This is a genomic window from Streptococcaceae bacterium ESL0687, assembly GCA_029392475.1.
Lineage (GTDB): Bacteria > Bacillota > Bacilli > Lactobacillales > Streptococcaceae > Floricoccus.
The window spans coordinates 389,761-410,524 of the sequence record CP113940.1 but is presented as its reverse complement, the minus strand read 5'-3'; the positions used below and the strand labels follow the sequence as shown (position 1 = coordinate 410,524).

19 protein-coding genes and 1 tRNA gene are annotated in these 20,764 nt (G+C 37.2%); 7 read left to right on the top strand and 13 right to left on the bottom strand.

Annotated elements, in window-relative coordinates; translation table 11 throughout:
* Positions 1-104: 104 nt before the first annotated feature.
* From pta to udk, 3 genes are all read right to left on the bottom strand, one after another.
* Positions 105-1,082, bottom strand: coding sequence for a phosphate acetyltransferase (pta, locus tag OZX60_02140; GenBank protein WEV45567.1), 978 nt, complete (start codon positions 1,080-1,082; stop codon positions 105-107).
* Positions 1,083-1,156: 74 nt separating this feature from the next.
* A complete protein-coding gene (locus OZX60_02135) occupies positions 1,157-1,798 on the bottom strand; it encodes a uracil-DNA glycosylase (GenBank protein ID WEV45566.1) in 642 nt (213 codons plus the stop codon).
* A gap of 12 nt (positions 1,799-1,810) precedes the next feature.
* Positions 1,811-2,446, bottom strand: a complete 636-nt coding sequence (gene udk, locus OZX60_02130) for a uridine kinase (GenBank protein ID WEV45565.1) — start codon at positions 2,444-2,446, stop codon at positions 1,811-1,813.
* A gap of 144 nt (positions 2,447-2,590) precedes the next feature.
* On the opposite strand from udk, the gene OZX60_02125 reads away from it, so the two are divergent.
* From OZX60_02125 to OZX60_02100, 6 genes are all read left to right on the top strand, one after another.
* A complete protein-coding gene (locus tag OZX60_02125) occupies positions 2,591-3,451 on the top strand; it encodes an S-adenosyl-l-methionine hydroxide adenosyltransferase family protein (protein WEV45564.1) in 861 nt (286 codons plus the stop codon).
* A gap of 12 nt (positions 3,452-3,463) precedes the next feature.
* A complete protein-coding gene (locus OZX60_02120; GenBank protein WEV45563.1) occupies positions 3,464-4,009 on the top strand; it encodes an ECF-type riboflavin transporter substrate-binding protein in 546 nt (181 codons plus the stop codon).
* Positions 4,010-4,017: 8 nt separating this feature from the next.
* Positions 4,018-5,724, top strand: a complete 1,707-nt coding sequence (locus OZX60_02115) for an ABC transporter ATP-binding protein (GenBank protein ID WEV45562.1) — start codon at positions 4,018-4,020, stop codon at positions 5,722-5,724.
* Positions 5,717-6,538 (top strand): energy-coupling factor transporter transmembrane component T, encoded by an 822-nt coding sequence (locus OZX60_02110; GenBank protein ID WEV45561.1) that lies wholly within the window; start codon positions 5,717-5,719, stop codon positions 6,536-6,538. The genes OZX60_02115 and OZX60_02110 overlap by 8 nt, the downstream gene beginning before the upstream one ends.
* Positions 6,539-6,624: 86 nt before the next feature.
* On the top strand, positions 6,625-7,617 hold the full coding sequence (locus OZX60_02105) for a Gfo/Idh/MocA family oxidoreductase (protein ID WEV45560.1): 993 nt from the start codon (positions 6,625-6,627) through the stop codon (positions 7,615-7,617).
* The gene (locus OZX60_02100) at positions 7,610-8,719 is read left to right on the top strand and encodes a DEAD/DEAH box helicase (protein WEV45559.1); all 1,110 of its coding nucleotides are present in this window, start codon (positions 7,610-7,612) and stop codon (positions 8,717-8,719) included. Before OZX60_02105 ends, OZX60_02100 begins: the two co-directional genes overlap by 8 nt.
* A 33-nt stretch (positions 8,720-8,752) precedes the next feature.
* On the opposite strand, the gene OZX60_02095 is transcribed toward OZX60_02100, so the two are convergent.
* The 5 genes from OZX60_02095 to pnuC all read right to left on the bottom strand — a co-directional run bounded on the left by OZX60_02095 (position 8,753) and on the right by pnuC (position 13,938).
* Positions 8,753-9,319 carry a dTDP-4-dehydrorhamnose 3,5-epimerase gene (locus OZX60_02095; protein WEV45558.1) on the bottom strand — a complete coding sequence of 189 codons (567 nt, stop codon included), beginning with the start codon at positions 9,317-9,319 and terminating at the stop codon, positions 8,753-8,755.
* A gap of 150 nt (positions 9,320-9,469) precedes the next feature.
* Positions 9,470-11,935, bottom strand: a complete 2,466-nt coding sequence (locus tag OZX60_02090) for a MucBP domain-containing protein (protein ID WEV45557.1) — start codon at positions 11,933-11,935, stop codon at positions 9,470-9,472.
* 319 nt (positions 11,936-12,254) lie between these two features.
* Positions 12,255-12,326, bottom strand: a tRNA-Arg gene (locus OZX60_02085).
* A gap of 98 nt (positions 12,327-12,424) precedes the next feature.
* The gene (locus OZX60_02080) at positions 12,425-13,051 is read right to left on the bottom strand and encodes a hypothetical protein (protein WEV45556.1); all 627 of its coding nucleotides are present in this window, start codon (positions 13,049-13,051) and stop codon (positions 12,425-12,427) included.
* A 26-nt stretch (positions 13,052-13,077) separates the two neighbouring features.
* Positions 13,078-13,938, bottom strand: a complete 861-nt coding sequence (gene pnuC, locus OZX60_02075; protein ID WEV45555.1) for a nicotinamide riboside transporter PnuC — start codon at positions 13,936-13,938, stop codon at positions 13,078-13,080.
* 223 nt (positions 13,939-14,161) lie between these two features.
* Here pnuC and OZX60_02070 point away from each other — a divergent pair, with 223 nt between their 5' ends.
* The gene (locus OZX60_02070) at positions 14,162-14,674 is read left to right on the top strand and encodes a thioredoxin domain-containing protein (GenBank protein ID WEV45554.1); all 513 of its coding nucleotides are present in this window, start codon (positions 14,162-14,164) and stop codon (positions 14,672-14,674) included.
* Between the two features lie 491 nt (positions 14,675-15,165).
* On the opposite strand, the gene OZX60_02065 is transcribed toward OZX60_02070, so the two are convergent.
* The 5 genes from OZX60_02065 to OZX60_02045 form a co-directional block, all read right to left on the bottom strand.
* Positions 15,166-16,137 carry a toll/interleukin-1 receptor domain-containing protein gene (locus tag OZX60_02065; GenBank protein ID WEV45553.1) on the bottom strand — a complete coding sequence of 324 codons (972 nt, stop codon included), beginning with the start codon at positions 16,135-16,137 and terminating at the stop codon, positions 15,166-15,168.
* Positions 16,138-16,491: 354 nt separating this feature from the next.
* On the bottom strand, positions 16,492-17,469 hold the full coding sequence (locus tag OZX60_02060) for an Abi family protein (GenBank protein ID WEV45552.1): 978 nt from the start codon (positions 17,467-17,469) through the stop codon (positions 16,492-16,494).
* A gap of 100 nt (positions 17,470-17,569) precedes the next feature.
* Positions 17,570-18,997, bottom strand: coding sequence for an NADP-dependent phosphogluconate dehydrogenase (gndA, locus tag OZX60_02055; protein ID WEV45551.1), 1,428 nt, complete (start codon positions 18,995-18,997; stop codon positions 17,570-17,572).
* Positions 18,998-19,089: 92 nt separating this feature from the next.
* On the bottom strand, positions 19,090-19,623 hold the full coding sequence (locus OZX60_02050) for a YceD family protein (GenBank protein ID WEV45550.1): 534 nt from the start codon (positions 19,621-19,623) through the stop codon (positions 19,090-19,092).
* A 150-nt stretch (positions 19,624-19,773) separates the two neighbouring features.
* Positions 19,774-20,634, bottom strand: a complete 861-nt coding sequence (locus OZX60_02045; GenBank protein WEV45549.1) for an ROK family protein — start codon at positions 20,632-20,634, stop codon at positions 19,774-19,776.
* Positions 20,635-20,764: the final 130 nt, after the last annotated feature.

Here is a 20,764-nt window from a genome sequence, read left to right as displayed (position 1 = left end):
ATCACTTTTTAATCTTTTTGGGTGTTAAATCTGTAAAAAGATAAAAAAATGACCGACTTTTAATCTTTTTGACACAAAAAAACAGGGTTCCCCCTGTTTTTTACTTACATTAAGGTCTGAGCTGCTGTGATTAAAGCTAATTTATAAACCTCATCCGTTGAACATCCACGTGAAAGATCTGATACCGGCTTGTTTAGACCTTGTAAAATAGGGCCAACAGCTTCATAATTACCCAGACGTTGGGCTACCTTGTAGCCAATATTTCCTGATTCAAGGTCTGGAAAGACAAAGACCGTAGCCTTACCGGCAACCTTGCTTTCTGGAGCCTTCAAGCTTCCAACGCTTGCATCGTAAGCTGCGTCAAACTGAAGTTCTCCGTCAATGGCAAGATCAGGGCGAGCCTCTTGAGCAAGCCTTGTCGCTTCAACAACCTTATCAACCTCAGGAGACTTAGCACTTCCCTTGGTTGAAAATGATAGCATCCCAACAACTGGATCAATATCAAAAAGTTTTGCAGTTTCAGCAGACGCCACTGCAATATCAGCCAGTGTTTGAGCATCAGGATTTATATTGATGGCACAATCACTAAATACGTACCTCTCCTGGTCACGTCCCCTTAAAAGTAGAAAGGCTCCACTTGTCCTTGAAATACCAGGTTTTGTCTTGATAATCTGCAAGGCAGGTCGCACTGTGTCTGCAGTTGAATGAATGGCTCCACTAACAAAACCATCAGCCACTCCCATGTAAACTAACATGATTCCAAAGTAGTTCTCATCAAGTAAAAGCTCCCTAGCTTCTGCCTCTGTAATCTTACCCTTACGGCGCTCCATTAGAGCTTGGACAAATTCCTCAAAGCGACCACAATTTTTAGGGTCATAGGCCTCATAACCCTCATTGATAATCCCGCTGTCCATAAAGTTTGCAGCAATTTCTTCCTTATTCCCAACAAGGACTGGAACAATATGCCCTTCTGCTCTTAACCTGTTGACTGCTCCCAAAACCCTCGGATCTGTAGCTTCTGGGAAGACGATTTTGATATTTTTACCGTAAACTTTTTTCTTAAGTGATTCAAATAAATCCATTTCATTTCCTCCGCTCTTCCATATAATAATGTCAGATTAATTATATAAAATTACTTCACAAATGTAAACGATTACTAAAAGTGAATTTCCTCACATTTATTGGCTTTAAGGATATTATTAATTTGTGAAAATGGATGACTACCAAAAAATCCTCGTCTGGCTGAGAAGGGACTAGGATGGGCTGATTTTATAATTACTCCGTCCATAAAAGTCTCATATTTCTCAGCATGTTTCCCCCATAAAACCCAAATAATATTTTTATTTCTACTATTTAAATACTTGATAGTATTTTCAACAAAAGGAGTCCAGCCAATATTTGCGTGACTGGCAGGTTTATGGGCTAAAACAGTTAAGGAGGTATTAAGGAGGAAGACCCCTTGACGGGCCCAATCAGTTAGGTCTCCGTTTTCCCTTACAATACCCAGGTCATCATAGAGTTCCTTAAAGATATTTCTTAAGCTAGGAGGAAGCTTCTCTCCTTGGTGAACAGAAAAGGCAAGCCCTGTTGCCTGCCCATTATGATAGGGATCTTGGCCCAAAATCACTACCTTAACATCATCTAAAGGTGTTAGGTCGTAAGCCCTAAAAATATCAGCTAAAGCCGGATAGACTAACTCTTTTTCATAGGCATTTTTTACATTTTCCTCAAGTTTTTTATAGTAGTCCTTAGCTCTCTCCTGATTAAAGAAAGGCTCCCAACTTCCGTGAAATTTCATAGGCTTGTCCTCTTATTTGTCAGTTGAATTTTCTAAAATACTTGCAATCTTTGTATTGATGATATCAACACCTACTGTATTGCTTACTCCTTCCGGAATAATAACATCGGCATATCTCTTAGTAGGTTCAATGAACTGGTGGTACATTGGTTTAACAGCTGAAAGATACTGATCAATTACGCTATCAAGAGTACGACCGCGCTCATCAATATCACGTTTGATCCTCCTGATAATTCTTACATCATCATCTGTATCAACGAAGATTTTAATATCCATCATGTCACGCAGGCGAACATCATCAAGAACTAAAATTCCTTCAACAATGATTACATCTTGTGGTTCTTGACGGTAGGTTCTATCACTTCTTGTATGTTTTTCGTAGTCATAGATAGGGATATCAACAGCAAGACCTTCTGATAGTTCTTTTAGTTGTTCAATTAAAAAGTCTGTATCAAAGGCTAGGGGATGGTCATAGTTGGTATTTAAACGCTCTGAAAACTCTAGATGACCTTGATCTTTATAATAAGAATCGTGCTCAATCATGGCAATTTTTTCATTTTTAAAATTGTCAAGGATTGCTCTTGAGACACTTGTTTTACCACTGGCACTTCCACCAGTTACACCGATTATGATTGGTCTTTTACTCATTGTAGATTATTACTCCATAATATTTAATATCACCTTATTCTAACACATGATTCAAAAAAATTATGGCTAGATTAAAAAATTTTTATATTCATGAGTAAAAATTTTTGCTAGAATTATTCATATAACGAATTTTAAGGAGAAAAAATGAGTAAATATTTAGTTTTACAGACCGACTTTGGTCTTGGTGATGGAGCAGTTTCTGCAATGCGTGGGGTTGCCCATTCAGTAAGTGATGATATTACAGTCGCTGATTTAACCCACGAAATCCCACCATATGATATCTGGGTGGCTAGCTACCGTCTTTACCAAACAGTTAAATACTGGAAAGAAGGATCTGTTTTTGTAAGTGTTGTTGACCCTGGTGTTGGAAGCGACCGCCGCAGTATTGCCGTTAAAACTTTAAGTGGTCACTACATCATTACACCTGATAATGGATCAATCTCACACATTGCCCACTATGATGGAATCGCTGAAATCCGTGCTATTGACGAGGTTAAAAGCCGTTTACCACACTCTGAAGAAAGCCACACTTTCCACGGACGTGACATCTATGCTTATAACGGTGCTCGCCTTGCTGGTCAAGAAGTTACTTTTGAAGAATTAGGTGAAGTAATCAGCCTTGATAGCGTTGAAAAACTTGACATTGTTGATGCAACAAGAGAAAACCACATCCTTCGCGGATCAATTGACGTTCTTGACGTTCGTTTTGGTTCATTATGGACAAACATTCCTCTTGCTTTTGCTAAAGAAGAAAACATCGATCAAGATGACCAAGTTCAAATTACAATCTACCACGAAAACAGAAAAGTTTACCAAAATACAATGGTCTTTGCTAGAAGCTTTGCTGATGTAAATGTTGGTGAACCTCTAGCTTATGTAAACTCACTTGTAAATATCGGTATTGCCGTAAACCAAGATTCATTCAGTGACCTTTACCACATCGGTACTGGTAATAACTGGATTATCGAAATCCGTAAAGCTCCAAAAGTAATCTTTGAATATTAGGAGGTAAATTCAATGAAAAAACTTTCAATTAAAAGTGTTGTAGCAACTGGTATCGGTGCAGCTTTATTCGTTATTGTTGCCCTATATATCCGTATTCCCCTTTTCCCAAATACTGATATCCAACTCCAATATGCTGTTTTAACTTTATTCAGTGGTTTATTTGGACCCATCCCTGGTTTTCTCATTGGATTTATCGGTCATACCTTAAAAGATTCTATCGCCTACGGTGCCCCTTGGTGGACTTGGTCTCTTGCTAGTGGACTTCTAGGAATTGTTCTAGGATACGCTGCTAAGGCAAGTGATCTTGAAAACGGAAATTTTGGCAAAGCTCAAATTATTCGTTTTAATGTCATCCAAGTTATTGGAAACATTGTTATCTGGGGTCTTCTAGCACCATTAGGAGATGTACTTATTTACAGTGAACCAAGTAATAAGGTCTTTACCCAAGGTGTTATTGCTGTAATTTCAAATAGCCTTACAATCGGAATTGGTGGAACACTTCTTCTTGTTCTTTACGCCAAAAGCCGTACTAAAGAAGGTAGCTTAACAAAAGATTAGGAAATCTTATGCAAGAAAAAATTATAGATATAGAAAATTTTTCCTTCCGCTATAGTAGCCAAAATGAACCTACTTTAAAGGATATCAACTTGGATATTAAAAAAGGTGAAAAAGTTCTTATTATCGGACCTAGTGGTTCAGGAAAATCGACCTTAGGGCAAACATTAAATGGGATTATCCCAAACCTACATAAAGGGGAAGCAAAAGGCAATTTGTTAATTAACAACTTGCCTTTTGGCTCTTCTATCTTTGATCTTTCAAAATCAATTAGTACAGTCCTACAGGATACTGATGATCAGTTTATTGGACTTACTGTTGGTGAGGATATTGCCTTTGCCCTTGAAAATGATCAGGTCAACCAAGAAGAAATGAAAAAAGCTGTTAGCTACTGGGCTAGCGCTGTTGATCTTGGAAAATTTTTAAATAAAAAACCTCAGGAACTTTCTGGGGGACAAAAACAAAGGGTAACTCTAGCTGGTGTCCTAATTGATGAATCACCAATCCTTCTTTTTGATGAGCCCCTGGCCAACCTTGATCCCAAGGCAGGTGAGGATACCATTGAATTGATTGACCGCATCCATAAAAAGACTGATGCCACAAGCATCATCATTGAGCACCGCCTAGAAGATGTTCTCTTAGCTGATGTGGACCGAATAGTACTTGTCAACAATGGTCAAATACTCTTCGACGAGAGTCCAGAAGAGCTTCTTAATTCTGATTTACTGGAAGAAAATGGCCTTCGTGAGCCCCTTTATGTAAGTGCCTTGAAATATGCAGGCATTGACATTAAGGAAGTTAAAAATCTTGAAAACATTAGCCGCCTTGAGCTTACCGAAAAAGAAAGTGGAAAACTTAGGGACTGGGCTAGTAAGCTTAACCATAAAAAAGAAGTGGCCCATCCTGAGGAACTTCTTAGACTGGAAAACCTATCTGTTGGTTACAGCGATGATTTAATCCTAAAAGATGTTAATGTAACCATCAATCAAGGTGAGCGAATCTCAATTGTTGGTCGTAACGGGGCCGGAAAATCAACCCTAGTTAAGGCCATCTGTAACTTTATTAACTCTGAAGGTAAGGTCTTTTGGAAGAAAGAAGACATCACCCAGGAAAATATTGCTGAAAGAGCTGAAAAGATCGGCTTTGTTATGCAAAATCCAAATCATATGATCAGTCAGTCAATGATTTTTGATGAAGTTGCCCTGGGTCTTAAATTAAGAAAAGTTCCAGAAGATGAGATCAGAAAGCAAGTTGAGGAAACCCTTAAAATTTGTGGCCTCTACCAATTTAGAAATTGGCCGATTTCAGCTCTTAGCTACGGTCAGAAAAAACGTGTAACCATAGCTTCAATCTTAGTCCTAAAACCAAGCCTAATCATCCTAGATGAGCCAACAGCTGGACAGGACTTTGAACACTATTCTGAATTTATGGACTTCTTGGACCGTTTAAATAGGGAGGGTACTACTATCATCTCTATCACCCACGACATGCACCAGATGATGGAATATAGCGATAGAACCTTAGTTATTGGTGACCAAGGGCTTCTGGCAGATAAAAAGCCTGCAGAACTTTTAACCAATGAGGAATTAATTAAGAAGGTTCACTTAAAGAAAACTAGCCTCTTTAAGCTAGCTCAAATGGCAGGTATTGATGATGCTGAGTCCTTCATCCAAAACTTTATAAGCCTTGAGAAATCTAGGAGGGCCAGCCATGAATAACAACCAACAAATCATCGGGTACAAACCTGGGAAAACCTTTATTCATAAGTTAAATGCCACAGCTAAATTACTATTTTTCGTAATTGTAACGGTTGCCTGCATGATTTCTTATGATACAAGACTTTTACTGGCTGTAGGTCTTGGTTCCCTTGTCCTCTTTAAAATGTCTGATATCAAATGGAAGCAAATTTCATTTGTTATGAACTTTATTATTATCTTCTCCCTCCTAAATTTGGTCATTGTCTTTCTCTTTGATCCAAACTACGGGCCAAGACTTTATGGTTCAAAAACAATTATGTTTGCCTTTGTAAGCTACGAGGAGCTTTTCTACCTGCTAAACCTGGCACTTAAGTACTTCTGTACAGTTCCTCTGGCTCTTATCTTTTTGATGACAACAGACCCTAGCCAGTTTGCAAGCTCCCTTAATAAAATTGGTGTGAGCTATAGGATTTCTTATGCGGTAAGTCTTGCCCTAAGATACATTCCTGATGTGCAAAATGACTTCAACAATATTAAAATTAGCCAACAGGCGCGTGGAATTGATCTTTCATCTAAGGCTAAGTTGACCCAAAAAATTAAGGTTAACGTTCAGCTGATCCTACCTCTAATCTTCTCAAGCTTAGATAGGATTGAAAAGGTATCAACAGCCATGGAACTTAGAAGGTTTGGTAGTCAGAAAAAAAGAACTTGGTATTCTTACAAGCCCTTTAAAAACAGTGATTACCTAGTTCTTGCCCTTGCCCTTATTATTTTAGTTCTCACAGTTCTATTATTTAAGGTTAATGGCGGACGCTTCTATAATCCTTTTGCCTAAAAACTGCCTACGGGCAGTTTTTTTCTATCTGACTGAAAGTCTAGCTTGTGTTATAATAAGGTAGCTTTTATTAGACGGGAGAATATATGATAAAACTTGGTGTTATTGGTAGCAGCTGGATTAGTAAGCAGTTCATCGAGGCAGCTCTTGCTACTGGAAAGTATGAATTTACAGCCTTCTACTCACGTAAGCTTGAGAGAGCCCTTGAATTTACTCAAGATTTCAAAGGACCCATTGAACTTTTTGACGATTTAGCTGCCTTCTATCAGGCAGACTTTGATACAGTCTATATTGCAAGCCCTAATTCCCTGCATTTCCCCCAGGCCAAGGGTGCCCTTAGTGCCCAAAAAAATGTAATCCTTGAAAAACCAGCCTGCTCAAATCCCCAGGAATTAGAGGAAATCATTGAACTGGCAAGGGTTAAGGAAGTTTATCTATTTGAGGCAGCAAGAAACATCCATGAAAAGTCTCTTTCTCTTATCAAGGAATTTTTAGATGATAAGGAAATTTGGGGTGCTGATTTTACCTATGCCAAGTATTCTTCCAAGATGCCCAAGCTTCTTGAGGGAGAAGTACCCAATATCTTTTCTAGTAAATTTTCTGGAGGTGCCCTTGCGGACCTTGGAGTCTACCTTCTTTATGCGGCAAGCTATCTTTTCGGTCGGCCCAAACATGCCAGCTATCAGGCTATAAAGACAAAGGATGGAATTGATCTTAACGGAATCGGCATTTTATCATATGAAGGGTTTAACCTGGCCCTTAAAACCGGGAAAAATATTAGCAGCAAACTTACAAGTGAAATCTATACGAGCGAGGGGACTTTGACTCTTGATGGTGTAAATGCCATCAAGGAAGCAAAATTTACCTACCATACCGGTCAAAGCTTTGATTTGGATATAACTTCAACTGAAAATCCCATGCTTGAAGAGGCTTATGATTTCGCGCATATTCTTTCAGCTGACAGGCTGGAAGACAACAACTATAAAAAACTACTGCAACTGGCCCAAATTGTAGCTCAAACAAGCTATGAGATGAGGCTAGATGCTGGAATAAAATTTGAGGCAGATAAACATGATTGACAAAAATAATTTACCAGAAGTCTGGCAGAAACAACTTACGGAGCTTGGCTTTGAAAACTTTACAGAAATCCAGGAAGAAAGCTTTGAGCCCCTAAAAGACGGCCTAAATGTGGTGGCGACAAGTCCTACAGGAACCGGTAAGACTTTAGCCTATCTTCTACCGCTACTTTTAAATGTCCAAAAGGGACGTGGCCAACAACTTCTAATCTTAGCACCTAACAGCGAACTTGCAGGTCAAATCTTTGAAGTTACTAAAACTTGGGCTGAACCACTGGGACTGAAAAGCTCCTTAGTAATTGCTGGGGCAAGTCTTAAAAGACAGATTGAAAGACTTAAGAAGGCTCCTGAAATTGTCGTGGCAACACCAGGGCGTGCTCTAGAGCTTGTTAAGGACAAAAAAATAAAGATGACTGCCATCAATACAATCGTCCTTGACGAGGTTGACCAACTGGTTGAGGCAGGTCAATTCAACTTTGTAAAACCAATTATTAACAGAACTCCTAAAGACTACCAGTTTGCCTTTTATTCAGCTACAGCAAATTCACAACTAGATAAAATCCAAGAGATTGCAAGCTCAAAACTGAAAAACCTGGTTGAAATCAACATCAATTCTACTGAATCTCGTGTTGACCACATCTTTACTGAGGTTGAAAGACGCCGTAAGGTTGATTTTTTACGCCAGCTGGCCCACTTACCAGGAATGCGCGGTTTGGTCTTCTTCAACAAGCTTGATGATCTAGGAAATGCTGAAGAAAAACTTCAATACCAAGGTATTAATGCAGCAAGTCTTGCTAGTGACGTTGGTGGTCGTTTCCGTAAGGTCCTTCTTGAGAAGTTCAAGAATGGGGATATTACTCTACTTCTTGCGACAGATCTTTTGGCCCGCGGGATTGATATCGAAAATCTGGACTATGTAATCAACTTTGACGTACCAGTCACTGAAGAATCTTATGTTCACCGTGCCGGTCGTACTGGACGGATGGGGAAAGAGGGAACTGTGCTTACTATGATTTCTAACCCAATCGAGAAAAAGGACCTGAAACGTCTGACGACAGCCAGTGAAAAGATTCTTAAAAACCAAAAATTTGTTGATAAAAAATAAAAAAGAAGACCTGAGGGTCCTCTTTTTTTGCTATTACTTACCTAAAACTTCCTTCAAGGTCGGAGCATTGAAGTCCTTTTCTGAAACCTGATCAAAATTATCTGTTGAAACTGGAATGGGCCAGTCAATATTTAAGTCCTTGTCCAGGGGAGTTAGGGCAACACCTGCCATTCCTGGCTTCCATTCATTATCAAAAAAGTACAGGTATTCTGTCTCATCATCTAGGGCTTGGAATCCATTACAAACACCCTGGGGCACAAAAACTTGTACACCTGGCTTAAGCTCAACCGTTACAACCTGTCCAAGAGTCTTACTGGCTGGTCTTGTATCAACATATACCCCAAAGGCACTACCGTAAGCTACTGTAACCAATTTAGCCATGGCTTCCCCGTGGAGTCCACGAATAGCACCTTTTTTAGTCCTTGTTAGATTAATCTGCTGCCAGGGTCTTATGGTCTCAGGTAAAACCTCAGAATAGGCACTTGCCCTGTAAAGCTCTCTGACCGTCCCTCTTTCATCTTTTGCAGTTTTGGTTTTTATGATTTTTAAACCATCAATCTTTGATTCCTCAGCGGAAAAATTATCTATCTTTGCAGCCATACTATCTCCCTCATATTTTTATACTCCTACAAATTGTATATTTTTTTAATGGTTTAAACAATTATTAGCTGTAACAAAAATTAATTTAAGCCGCATAATAATAAAAAACCTAGTAGGTTTGGTAAAACTACTAGGTTACTCTAAGAAAAATTATTTATCACTCTCATTTTTCTTTTTGGTGTGCATATAGACGAACAACATGACTAACAAAGCCGCAGGTGCAGAAACTATTACAATTATTCTGCTGTTTTCACTGGCTGTATTAATACCTGTCTCTGGTAAGTCCGCAGATACATACCTTGGATCTGCTTCGGGTGTACCCAATTTGTCATTGTTTAAACTAGGTACTGAATTCCTTGTATAAGTAACAATATAGTTTAAATCACTTGAATCTCCACTTACTACCTGAGAGGCAATCGATGTCTTATCCGCAGTATATCCTTCAAGCTTAGGACTTTCCACATAATCAAAGGCTTGATCCTCACTCCATTGCCCGTAAGTTTTTTCACCACTTGTTTCATCTATCGAAACTGAGCGAGTAAAAGTCAAAACTTTGGTATAAGTCATAGATGCTTGACTTCCATCTGAATATTTATATTGGATGGTTTCTTTTACTGTTTTTGATTCAGTAGTCATAATCGGATCGTCCTTAGTATAAACTACTGTGTAGGCCAAATCATTTGAATAACCGCTAACCGTTTCAGAATTAATTTCTGTTTTATCTGCAGTATAACCTTTCAAAATTGGACTTACAACTGGTATAAAACTTTGATCAGGACTCCACGAGCCATAATTTTTTTCACCTGTAACCGCATCTATTGAGACTGAACGTATGAAAGTTATCCCTCTTGTGTAAGTATTAGCCGCTTGGGATCCATCTAGAAATTGGTAGTGAATCGTTTCATTAACTGTACTTGACTCAGTTGTAATTATCGGTTCATCCTTTTTGTACACATAGTAATATACCTGATCATTCTCAAGAAATGGTATTGACTCAGAATTAGTTAATTGAATTCCTGAAATTTCTGAAATGGGACTGCTAGTAGTAACAAGAGTATAACCAGGGATTGCCTTTTTATCTGCCAAATAATTTAGTGATGCTTCAATACCTCCATATTCCATAGGATACCCGTAAGAATAAGACTGTAGGGCTAACTCTTTACCATCTTCATCAACATAATGAACAGTTATCTTACTCTGATCCTCAGAACGGGCACTAGATGGTGTTGTATTAGAGTTATAATTTGAAACATTAATCTTAATTATACTAGTATCGTTTACATCATATTGTGTTCCAACTCCTGAAATACTATTTGATATACTAGAGTCACTAAAATTAATCGATGTTTGTAACTCCGAACTATGAAAAGCATAGAGACTAGATAACTTTTTATTTAGGTCTTCTGTAACTGACTCACTCCTCTTTACTTCCTGAAGGTTATTAGATATGGTTGCACCGTCATCATTTGGAAATAAATCGTGATATGTATAGGCCCCTGGACCAATCAATCTTCCAAAATTGTAAGCAATTATATAATGTCCGTTCCCCTCATCAATAATAGCTCCACTATTTTTCCCGCTTTGATGCAATGCCTCCAATATAGCCTCATCTGACAACCCGCTAGGTAAGGTAATAAGATTTGTAACACCTGTTCCAATTGGAAAATTCACATCTCCTGAATTATCATTTTTAATCAGATAAGTACCATCTTCACTGAGTTTTAAAGTATGATTTCCTAAATAATCATCAATAGAAATTCCAATTACAGGTGATCCTTTAACAGTTACCCTCTCAATATTTATCACATCTCCATCAGGAATACCTGTATCTGAATTTGTATCAGCTGAAAGCGATAGGGCATTATTTAGATAATCAGGATCTTTAATTGCTGTACCGATATTAATTTGACTTGCACTGGGACTGTATGCAAAATCATTTGTATTATACCATCCACTATCTTTTTCATATATTCTCCTTTTAGGAACAAAAGAAAATGCACTTCTATCTATAGTTAAAATTATAGGTTCTGTGCTATTAAAAGCAGTAATAAAAGAAGAGCTAGACGGGGAAAAATTAACTGATACAGAAGCAGATTCTCCATCCTCCAATTCGAACTCACTGGATAAAACTATCTTGTAGTATCCAGAGTTACCAAATCTATCTTCTGACACATACTGTATAGTACCTACATTCATATTATCGTCCAAAATATTAAGTATTCCCCCAGAACTTAATAATGTCTTAGGTAATGGGTTAGAATTATTGGTTAAAGATACCGGAATCCTTAGAACTGTATTTGGTTTTAAAGTTCCTTTTTGAGTTAACATAAACGATAATTTAATTGAGCTGATCTGAAAATTCTGCCCAGGTAATTGAATAGAGTCTCCGGAACTCATTACACTATTATTTACACCAATTAGGACTTTGATATCAGTAATCTCTCCTGTATCAGGCATAACAATTGTTGGACTACTCACACTTGAGTCCCCCATTACCGTAGTAACATTATAGCTACTACAACATAAAAACGATGTAAAAGAAATCAAAGCTATAGCAGCTCTCTTTTTATTTAATTTGCTCAAAATTTTAAAATCTTCTTTTTGCAAAATATCCATTTTCAACTCCTAACAAACTATAATATAATAGTTGCTTAAAATTTTTTGTGATGCATCATAAGTGAGTCATCTAATATAGTCAACAAATATAAAATTCAAAAATTAAAACAACTATTGATTCATAAGAGCCATTATAATTCATAATAAAAATAAATTCAATGCACTAAACTATATACAAAACTTTATTAACTATTATCATGACAAATAATTGGTCAAAAAAAATATTTTTTCAAATAAATTTATACAAATAAAAAAACTGCCTAAACCCTTTTATTTTAAGGATTTGACAGTTTTTAAATTTTCTTTAAGTCTTCAAAAATGACCCCTGCCGGAATCGAACCAGCAACTAATTCTTAGGAGGAACTTGTTATATCCATTTAACTAAGGGGTCCAACCACTACAAGAAATAATTATAGCAGAATTATCAACTTTTTGCTAGTAAATTTACAAGAATTTCACCAGCAAAAAAGCCATCTAAGATGGCTTTTTTTACCAGGCTAGGCCTGCTGCTGCGATTTCAGCTTTTGAAGCGTATTGTCCATTTGATCTATGCCATCTACCTTTGGCATCCTTTGTATAACCTCCTGCCGAGGCTGGAACCTGGGTCTGAGACTGAGTTTGGGGTTGTACTTGAGCTGCCTGAGCTGCAGCGGCTTCTTGAGCTTGCCTCGCTTCTTCAGCTTGTCTTGCTTCTTCAGCCTTTTTAGCTTCTTCAGCCTTCTTGGCTTCTTCGGCCTTTTTGGCTTCTTCAGCCTTCTTGGCTTCTTCAGCCTTCTTGGCTTCTTCAGCCTTCTTGGCTTCTTCAGCCTTCTTGGCTTCTTCGGCCTTTTTGGCTTCTTCAACTTTTTTAGCTTCTTCAGCCTTTTTGGCGTCCTCAGCTTCTTTCAGCTTGTTTTCAGCTTCAGTAGCTCTTTTCTCTGCCGCCTGGGCACTTTTTACAGCCTCATCTTTTTCTTGCGATACTTTCTTTAACTCAGATTTTAATTCTAAAATCCGTTTACTCGCAGTCGATTCACTTGAACTACAACTTGGAACTATAACAACTGTCGCAAAAAGAAGGGCAACTAAGATACTAATTCTTTTCCACTTACTTAAGCTACTCCATTTTTTCTTCATACTTTACTCTACTCCTAAAATAATTCCTATGAAAAAAGGCCTTTTACAACTTCGTTTACTGGGCGTCCTTTAAGGTGTTTGACGTCCATGGTCCAGTTGACCCAACCAACGATACTATTTAGTAGGTAAACCCAGAACATGATGACAATCTCAAAGGATTGACCCCACCAAAGATAGATTGAAAAGATATTAGTTAGACCCCAGAAAATCCACTGCTCAGCATATCCCCCGCTCATAAGGACCTGACCTGTAACATTGCTTCCTACTGCCACACTATCCCTGAAAGGACGACTTGCTCCGATTGACTTATTGGCGTAACCCATACCAAGCCAAACAAAGAAAATCAGAACCAGACTCTTCAACCAACCAGCAAGGCTCAACTTGTTAGCAAGGGGCGCCTCTTCAAAATCATCATGCGGTTTAAGATCAGCCACAAGCCACATATAAAGCCCAATCGGCTGCATAATAGTAAAGAAGCTTGTTGTTAGAACCTCACCATAAAAGTTTGACTGCAGGCTCATATCAAAGTAAATTAAGGCATTGATAAAACCGAAAAGGTAGTTACTGGCTCTTTTCTCGTTAACAAAGATAACGCAGATAATTCCTGTAAGACCTGCAATCATCCCCATAAGTGAGTCAGGACGCAAGATGTAGGCAATGATTTGAACCGAACAAAGGGCAATCAAATAAAGCCAACCGAGCAGGCTGCGACCTAAAAAGATGTCCGCAAAGACTAACTTGATAAGACCTACAAACCCAAGCTTGCGGGCTTTATCAAAAATCATCTTTAGATTCTTTGGCAAAATACGTGCCTGGGCACCTAGCGCCTTAAACTTTTCCTGAACAAGATTTACAAAATTTGTCCAGCTTTTTCCTACATAACTCAAAATAAAATCTCCTATTTTTATGGTTGAATCCAAATCAACCCTATTTTGAGAACCTAAACTTAGATTCTCGCCTTGGCTAGTATATCATATCTTGTTACTATTTTCACTTCATTTTCAAGAAAGTCATAAAAAAGTAAGAAAGGGCTTAAGCCTAGGTCTCTTAATTGCTGAAAAAATTAATTCGTGGTAAAATTATAAAAAAATAGAATAAAGGAGTAACAAGATGGACACAAGCGAAATCAGGGTAGATAAAACCAACTCAGTTAATGGTATTCATATTGGAGAAGAAGGTAAACTTATGAAGGAATTCATAAACCTGGCTTGTCCTTTCAGCAGACTGTGGTTTGAAGAATCTGAGAACTTCCTAAAAAAAGAGGTTGAAGAGGGACGAGTTAGACGTCTAATCAAGCTCTTTGACAAGCAAAAGGGACATTTGGTCAAAGGAAATATCATGCACGCTTTTATTGATCCTCTTGATCCTGAAAAAGCTCTTCGTGATATCGCAAAAGTTTTTTCAAGCCAAGAAGCCTGGGAACCATTAGATGACGAAGGAATCGCTGAATTCGCAAAAAATGAACTCGGTCTAAGCTACCACGACGACAAAAGAGATGCTGCAAGCATTGTCAAGGAAGCCCAAGAAGCAAATGTCTTCTTTGTTCCAACAGTCATCATGGACGACTACATCTTTGACGAAAACATCGACAAGGAAACCCTTGAAGAATATATCAGATCATAAAAAGAGAAGGCCAGCCCTTCTTTTTTTGTTGGGATGAAAGTTTAATATAAACAGGAAAAAAACGAGTGCCACTTCTGTCCCAAAACTTGTTTTGGATGACAGAATGGACAACGGGTTATCTGGGAATAAAAATTAAACAGAAAATACATAAAATCTAAAAGTATTCATAAACAGGAAAAAAACCGAGTGGAGTCTCGGTTTTTCTTAGGAGTTTTTTTATTTTTAAGGAGTTTTTTATAAGTTCTAAGAACTTATGGAGTTTTATGAAAAAAGTTTTACACCCTAACCAAATATCACCCGACATGAGGCTAGGAATAAGACAGTCAATACAAACTATCGACGGAAGAGAATAATTGAATCACGGTTTTGACTAAGTTAGTAAAACCTTGAAGCCATCACCCGCTTCCATGTGTATATAATACCCCAGAACAAAAATTGGAACATCAGACCTGAGACCGATATTTGGGGAATTAAATAATATCTACAAAATTTTATTCTTCCTTGAAATCTTCAGTTAAGTCAATTGGATTTAAAATTCTATACTTAAATGTAACTATATTTTTAGATCTATTTTCTCGTTCTCTACTAAATTTAATATCTAATATTTTACCAATCGCAACATGATTACTGTCATTTATCCACACAATACCATCTCCGACCACTAAATCAGTAACCCGCTTAATCGACATTAAATCATCTCTATTTTCATTTAAATATCCAGGCGAGTGTACTTCTTCAAAATTTTTAAAATTATTAATATAAAACATTTTTTGAACATTTTTGTAAACATAGATACTGCTTTCATCACGTTCAGTCCATTCAGTTGCAAAATTCATCGGTGGAATTCCAATATCAATTTTCCCTTCATCCAGTGAATATTGAAAATAAACAGTCTTCTCCATCTCATTCTCAAACCTCATTAACTCTGTTACATCTCCGTATAATTGCAAATCTTTTGACGATTCATAATAATTTTCGATTCTTATTTTAGGAACCACATCTTTAATAGATAGATTCTTACCCATCAAGGTATTTATTAATTCATATAGTGGAGACTTATTTTCAGGAGACCTAAAGTCGTTTAGAAATAATTGACTAACAAATTTACCTTTAAAAAATTCTGGTAAATCAATAAAATATCCTATTTCAATAATTGGAATTATAAAAGGGCTATCTGACATTTTACTTAATAATGTAATCTCGTTATAAACTCCTGAATTTTGATTTTTCATTTTTTTAATATAAGTTTCTGTACATACACATATTACAAAATTTGAGGAATCAATACCTTCTGACATGAATTTATCAAGATTAGAACCCGGATGATTTTCATATCTATCAAGCAACACGTCCAAATCAAAAGTTTTTAAAAAAATTGCCAGTCCATCAACAAATGCTTTTACTTTTTTATCAGCCTCAGTTTGTTCTTCCCATGCGTAAGAAATAAATACTCTTTTCTTCAACTATCCCATCTCCTCCACTTTCTCTTCTATGAGGTCAATTTCTTCTTAACTTAAACTATATTTTTAATAAAGTTGCCAGTCAATTCCAAAAATATATTTTGACCAATCAACTCAGAAATTAATATAAGCTCCTTCAAGGATTATTTATCTAAAATAACTTCACATATCTTCTATATTATAGCTATTATATCAATTTTAGATGAATATTTGTATAAAGCTGGATGAAGATGATTCCTTATTTTTAAAATAAACACAAAAAAAGCAGTGAACGAATCCACTGCCTTCAGATGCGCTCCGCAAAGCAACACCGCTATTAGTAAGACTATTATAACACTTTTTATGTAATATGCAATATTAAAACCTAAATTTACGCATTTTAGAAGTACTATCAACATCAAAAATCATCCGATAATTTTTAGAGTTATTAGCTTTTTCTTGGTATTGACTAATTATTCTTTCGTATCCTCTTAAAAATGCCTTAATTTCTGTCCTAGTAAATTGAAAACACCTCATATAGTAAGCCACCAGTAAGACATAATCCGTTATCGTATTAAAGTTTATATTAGAAGCTCCTGTATTCCCTTCTAGATGTTTAATAACTACCTTATCAACTTTCCCCGTTTTAAACCGGCAATCAAAAATTGGATTATTATGAGCTATAGCATTTCTCAAGTCTTTAATTATATAAAGGTGTTTTGAAATAATTTTATTTGCAGTGTCATAACGTCTATCATAAATCCCAATATTTTTGCTTAATATTTCTCTGGTGTCATTGTTCAACCTACCAATAAAATACCCAAGATCTCCTAATGTAGTTAATTCAAAAACTGCCCATACTGGAACTGGCTGATTCTCATGAACATAGTGTTGTATTATGTCACTTTTAGTATAATTACGTGCAATAATACCATCTATATTCTTTTTAAGTTCCAAAAAACTCTTTATCTCTCTTCTATGTTCCGGAGTCCCAGGTTCGAAGTCTCTGTAATGATTAGCTTTTGTTTCATATATCGACTGCAAATCTGTCGGCCCACCACTAACTACACAATCAATTGTGTAATTTTTAGTGGCCGTTTCAATTTTCATAACTGCCGGATACAAAAGCTCCTTAAGGTCATTATCCAAATCATAAATGTCCCTAATCTCACTAAATTCCTGGATGTCGAGAGGATTATTTATTTTTTTAACAAACCTATAAGCCTTGTACGAATGGAAATAGCCCATATTCAGGAGATCTCTTTTATCCCTAGAGTGACCTATCCCTATATTTATACCGTGGTCATTTCTAATATGTTTCATTAAAGAATTGGTTGACTTCCCTTTTTCTTTCATTAAGTTCCTCAAGTTTCTATTGATAAGACTCATTTTATCATATAGATTTTAAGTTCACAATATTGAAAAAAACCTAGTTTCCTAGGTTTTTCTTTGTTTATTATTTATCTTCACTATACCAGTCGTAGTGGAAGGTTCCTTCACGGTCGGTACGTTTGTATGTATGGGCACCGAAGTAGTCACGTTGAGCCTGGATTAGGTTGGCTGGAAGGACTGCACTTCTGTAGCTATCAAAGTAGGCAATAGCACTTGAGAAGGTTGGTACTGGCACTCCTGCTTGAACTGCAAGGGCTACAACGTCACGAACTGACTGTTGGTATTTCTTAGTGATTTCAACGAAGTATTCATCAAGAAGAAGGTTTTCAAGGTCAGCGTTACGGTCGTAAGCATCAGTAATTTTTTGTAGGAAACGAGCACGGATGATACATCCAGCACGCCAGATGCTTGCGATATCACCAAATGGAAGATCCCAGTCATATTCCTTACTTGCTGATCTAAGTTGAGCAAATCCTTGAGCATAGCTCATAATTTTTGAGAAGTATAGGGCTTGACGAATTTTTTCAACAAGCTCTGCCTTGTCGCCAGAAAACTTAGGAGCATCTGCCTTTGGTAAGATCTCACTTGCCTTAACACGTTCATCTTTATAAGCTGAGATGTAACGGGCAAATACTGATTCTGTGATTAGTGGTAGTGGAACACCTAAATCAAGAGCAGATTGGCTAGTCCATTTACCTGTTCCCTTGTTACCAGCAGCATCAAGGATATAGTCAACAACTGGACCTTTCTCTCCTTCATCATCCTTACGAGTAAGAATGTCAGCTGTGATTTCAATTAGGTATGAATCAAGCTCACCCTTGTTCCACTCTGTAAAGATTTCAGCCATTTCGCTAGCATCAAGATCTAGTAAGTGCTTCATTAGATCATATGATTCAGCAATAAGCTGCATGTCACCGTATTCGATTCCGTTATGAACCATCTTAACATAGTGACCAGCTCCATCAGGGCCGATGTAAGTAACACAAGGTTTTCCGTCTTCAGGAGCCTTAGCTGAGATTTCTTCAAAGACCGGAGCGATTAAATCGTAAGCTTCGCGTTGTCCACCTGGCATGATTGAAGGACCTTCAAGGGCTCCTTTTTCCCCACCAGATACACCTGTACCGATGAAGTTGATTCCTGAGTCAGCAAGTTCATTGTTACGGCGGATTGTGTCTTTGTAGTAAGTGTTACCACCGTCAATTAGAATATCTCCCTTGTCTAAGAATGGAAGAAGGCTTTGGATAGTTGCATCAGTTGCAAAACCTGCTTGCACCATAAGCATAATGCGGCGTGGTTTTTCAATTGATTTTACAAATGACTCAATGTCATAGCTTGGTACAAAGTTTTTTTCAGGGTAGCTCTTAACTACATCCTCAGTTTTTTCTGCGCTACGGTTATAGATCGCAACATTATAGCCACGTGATTCAATATTTAAGGCAAGGTTACGACCCATAACGGCCATACCAACTACACCAAAGTTTGCTTGTGTCATCTACATTCTCCTAGTTATTAGATTTTTTTATATTATTCTTTAAATTATAGCACTTTTGGCCCAAAAAGCAATTTACCAAAAGGCTTGGTCAATTAATCAAAGAGGCCATCAAGCCCTGCAAAGGGTGATTTTTTCTCATCTGGAACTTCTGGCTCAAGATTCTCAAAGTCAGTTTCTGACATAATCTGCCAACCTTGACCACTTGGCATACTATCTGCTTCAAGTTCTTCTGGGGTTAAAACACGGGTTGGAATACTTAGGATGATGTTATCAGCCACAGATTCGTCAAGGTTTATAATGTCTTTTTCAAGGACAAAAATATTATCATCACTTACCAAATCACGCGCTTCTTGCAGGTAGGCTTCTGTTGTAAAAGCTTCGGCTACGTCAATTTCTGACTTAAGCTCAACCTCCTTCAAGCTTCTTGTTGATGGGTAACTTAAGGTATAAGTTGCCTTGTAATTTAATAGGTACAGACCATCCTCATAGGATACAAAACCTACCACATGGACTGGTGTTAGACCGATTATTTCTTCAAAACGTCTTTTTAAACCAGCCTCTAAATTAAGGGTTTCATCAAAATTAATGATTTCCCTTTTTTTTATTTCATTTAAAGCCCACTGCATGCTTGTGCCTCCTTTTGTTCTTTCCTTATATTTTACAATAATTTAGGCTGAATTACTAAGGTAATTAGCTCAGCTTGTCTGAAAACTTATAATAAACTAGTAAACAAATTAGTAGGATAAAACAAAAAGAGCACTAAGTGCTCTCTTTAATTAGTCTACTAAAGTTTTTGCTAGGGCAAAGTTTCCAACTGTTGCGCTACCATTGTTTTCAATACTTGGAGCAAGGATGTACTCGTCGATTGATGGGATTGGTAGGTAGTCACTTAGAAGGTTTACGAAGTTTTCTTTAATGCGGTCAAGCATGTGATCTTGAGCCATAACTCCACCACCAACAACAATCTTATCAGGACGAAGGCAAACAGTTGCATTTACAAGTGCTTGAGCAATGTAGTAGGCTTGGATATCCCAAACATCGTGATCTTCAGGAATGTTTTCTCCGCGAATTCCAAGACGAGCTTCAAGACTTGGACCAGCAGCAACACCTTCTAGACAGTCACCGTGGAAAGGACAGTTTCCTTCAAAGTCTAAATCATCTTTATGACGTTTCATAAGTTGGTGACCCATTTCAGGGTGACCGATTCCACCGATGAATTCTCCGTTTTGAAGAGATCCAGCACCGATACCTGTACCTACTGTGAAGTAAGTTAGATTTTTACAATCATTTAAAAGCATTTCACCGTAAGCGCTTGAATTGACATCAGTAGTGAAATAAACTGGCACATTTAAGGCCTTTTCAATTGGTGATACTAAGTCAGCATTAGACCAACCAGCTTTTGGTGTACTTAAAACATATCCATAAGTTTCGCTGTCTCTGTCAATATCAATTGGTCCAAAGCTTCCAAGAGCTAGGGCTTCAATATTTTTGTCTTTAAAGAACTCGATAACTTTTTCAAGGGCATCATCTGGACCTGTTGTTGGGAATTGGTAAGTTTCTAAAATCTCTAGATCTTCATTTCCAACGGCACAGACAAATTTTGTTCCACCAGCTTCTACACTACCAAATAATTTCATTACTTTACTTCACTTCCTTATTTATACTTTTATATTTTTCTACCTCGGATAATTAATGGAATCTAATAGATTAGCCATTCAAGCTATTAAATTCAACTAACAACCCAAAGTCTTAGGCAAGGTCTATGAT

What these genes read in the sequence shown, in the direction of transcription:
- pta (WEV45567.1), bottom strand. Translation starts at nt 1,082, where the DNA reads ATGGATTTATTTGAATCACTTAAGAAAAAAGTTTACGGTAAAAATATC.
- OZX60_02135 (WEV45566.1), bottom strand. Translation starts at nt 1,798, where the DNA reads ATGAAATTTCACGGAAGTTGGGAGCCTTTCTTTAATCAGGAGAGAGCT.
- udk (WEV45565.1), bottom strand. Translation starts at nt 2,446, where the DNA reads ATGAGTAAAAGACCAATCATAATCGGTGTAACTGGTGGAAGTGCCAGT.
- OZX60_02125 (WEV45564.1), top strand. Translation starts at nt 2,591, where the DNA reads ATGAGTAAATATTTAGTTTTACAGACCGACTTTGGTCTTGGTGATGGA.
- OZX60_02120 (WEV45563.1), top strand. Translation starts at nt 3,464, where the DNA reads ATGAAAAAACTTTCAATTAAAAGTGTTGTAGCAACTGGTATCGGTGCA.
- OZX60_02115 (WEV45562.1), top strand. Translation starts at nt 4,018, where the DNA reads ATGCAAGAAAAAATTATAGATATAGAAAATTTTTCCTTCCGCTATAGT.
- OZX60_02110 (WEV45561.1), top strand. Translation starts at nt 5,717, where the DNA reads ATGAATAACAACCAACAAATCATCGGGTACAAACCTGGGAAAACCTTT.
- OZX60_02105 (WEV45560.1), top strand. Translation starts at nt 6,625, where the DNA reads ATGATAAAACTTGGTGTTATTGGTAGCAGCTGGATTAGTAAGCAGTTC.
- OZX60_02100 (WEV45559.1), top strand. Translation starts at nt 7,610, where the DNA reads ATGATTGACAAAAATAATTTACCAGAAGTCTGGCAGAAACAACTTACG.
- OZX60_02095 (WEV45558.1), bottom strand. Translation starts at nt 9,319, where the DNA reads ATGGCTGCAAAGATAGATAATTTTTCCGCTGAGGAATCAAAGATTGAT.
- OZX60_02090 (WEV45557.1), bottom strand. Translation starts at nt 11,935, where the DNA reads ATGGATATTTTGCAAAAAGAAGATTTTAAAATTTTGAGCAAATTAAAT.
- OZX60_02080 (WEV45556.1), bottom strand. Translation starts at nt 13,051, where the DNA reads ATGAAGAAAAAATGGAGTAGCTTAAGTAAGTGGAAAAGAATTAGTATC.
- OZX60_02070 (WEV45554.1), top strand. Translation starts at nt 14,162, where the DNA reads ATGGACACAAGCGAAATCAGGGTAGATAAAACCAACTCAGTTAATGGT.
- OZX60_02060 (WEV45552.1), bottom strand. Translation starts at nt 17,469, where the DNA reads ATGAAAGAAAAAGGGAAGTCAACCAATTCTTTAATGAAACATATTAGA.
- gndA (WEV45551.1), bottom strand. Translation starts at nt 18,997, where the DNA reads ATGACACAAGCAAACTTTGGTGTAGTTGGTATGGCCGTTATGGGTCGT.
- OZX60_02050 (WEV45550.1), bottom strand. Translation starts at nt 19,623, where the DNA reads ATGCAGTGGGCTTTAAATGAAATAAAAAAAAGGGAAATCATTAATTTT.
- OZX60_02045 (WEV45549.1), bottom strand. Translation starts at nt 20,634, where the DNA reads ATGAAATTATTTGGTAGTGTAGAAGCTGGTGGAACAAAATTTGTCTGT.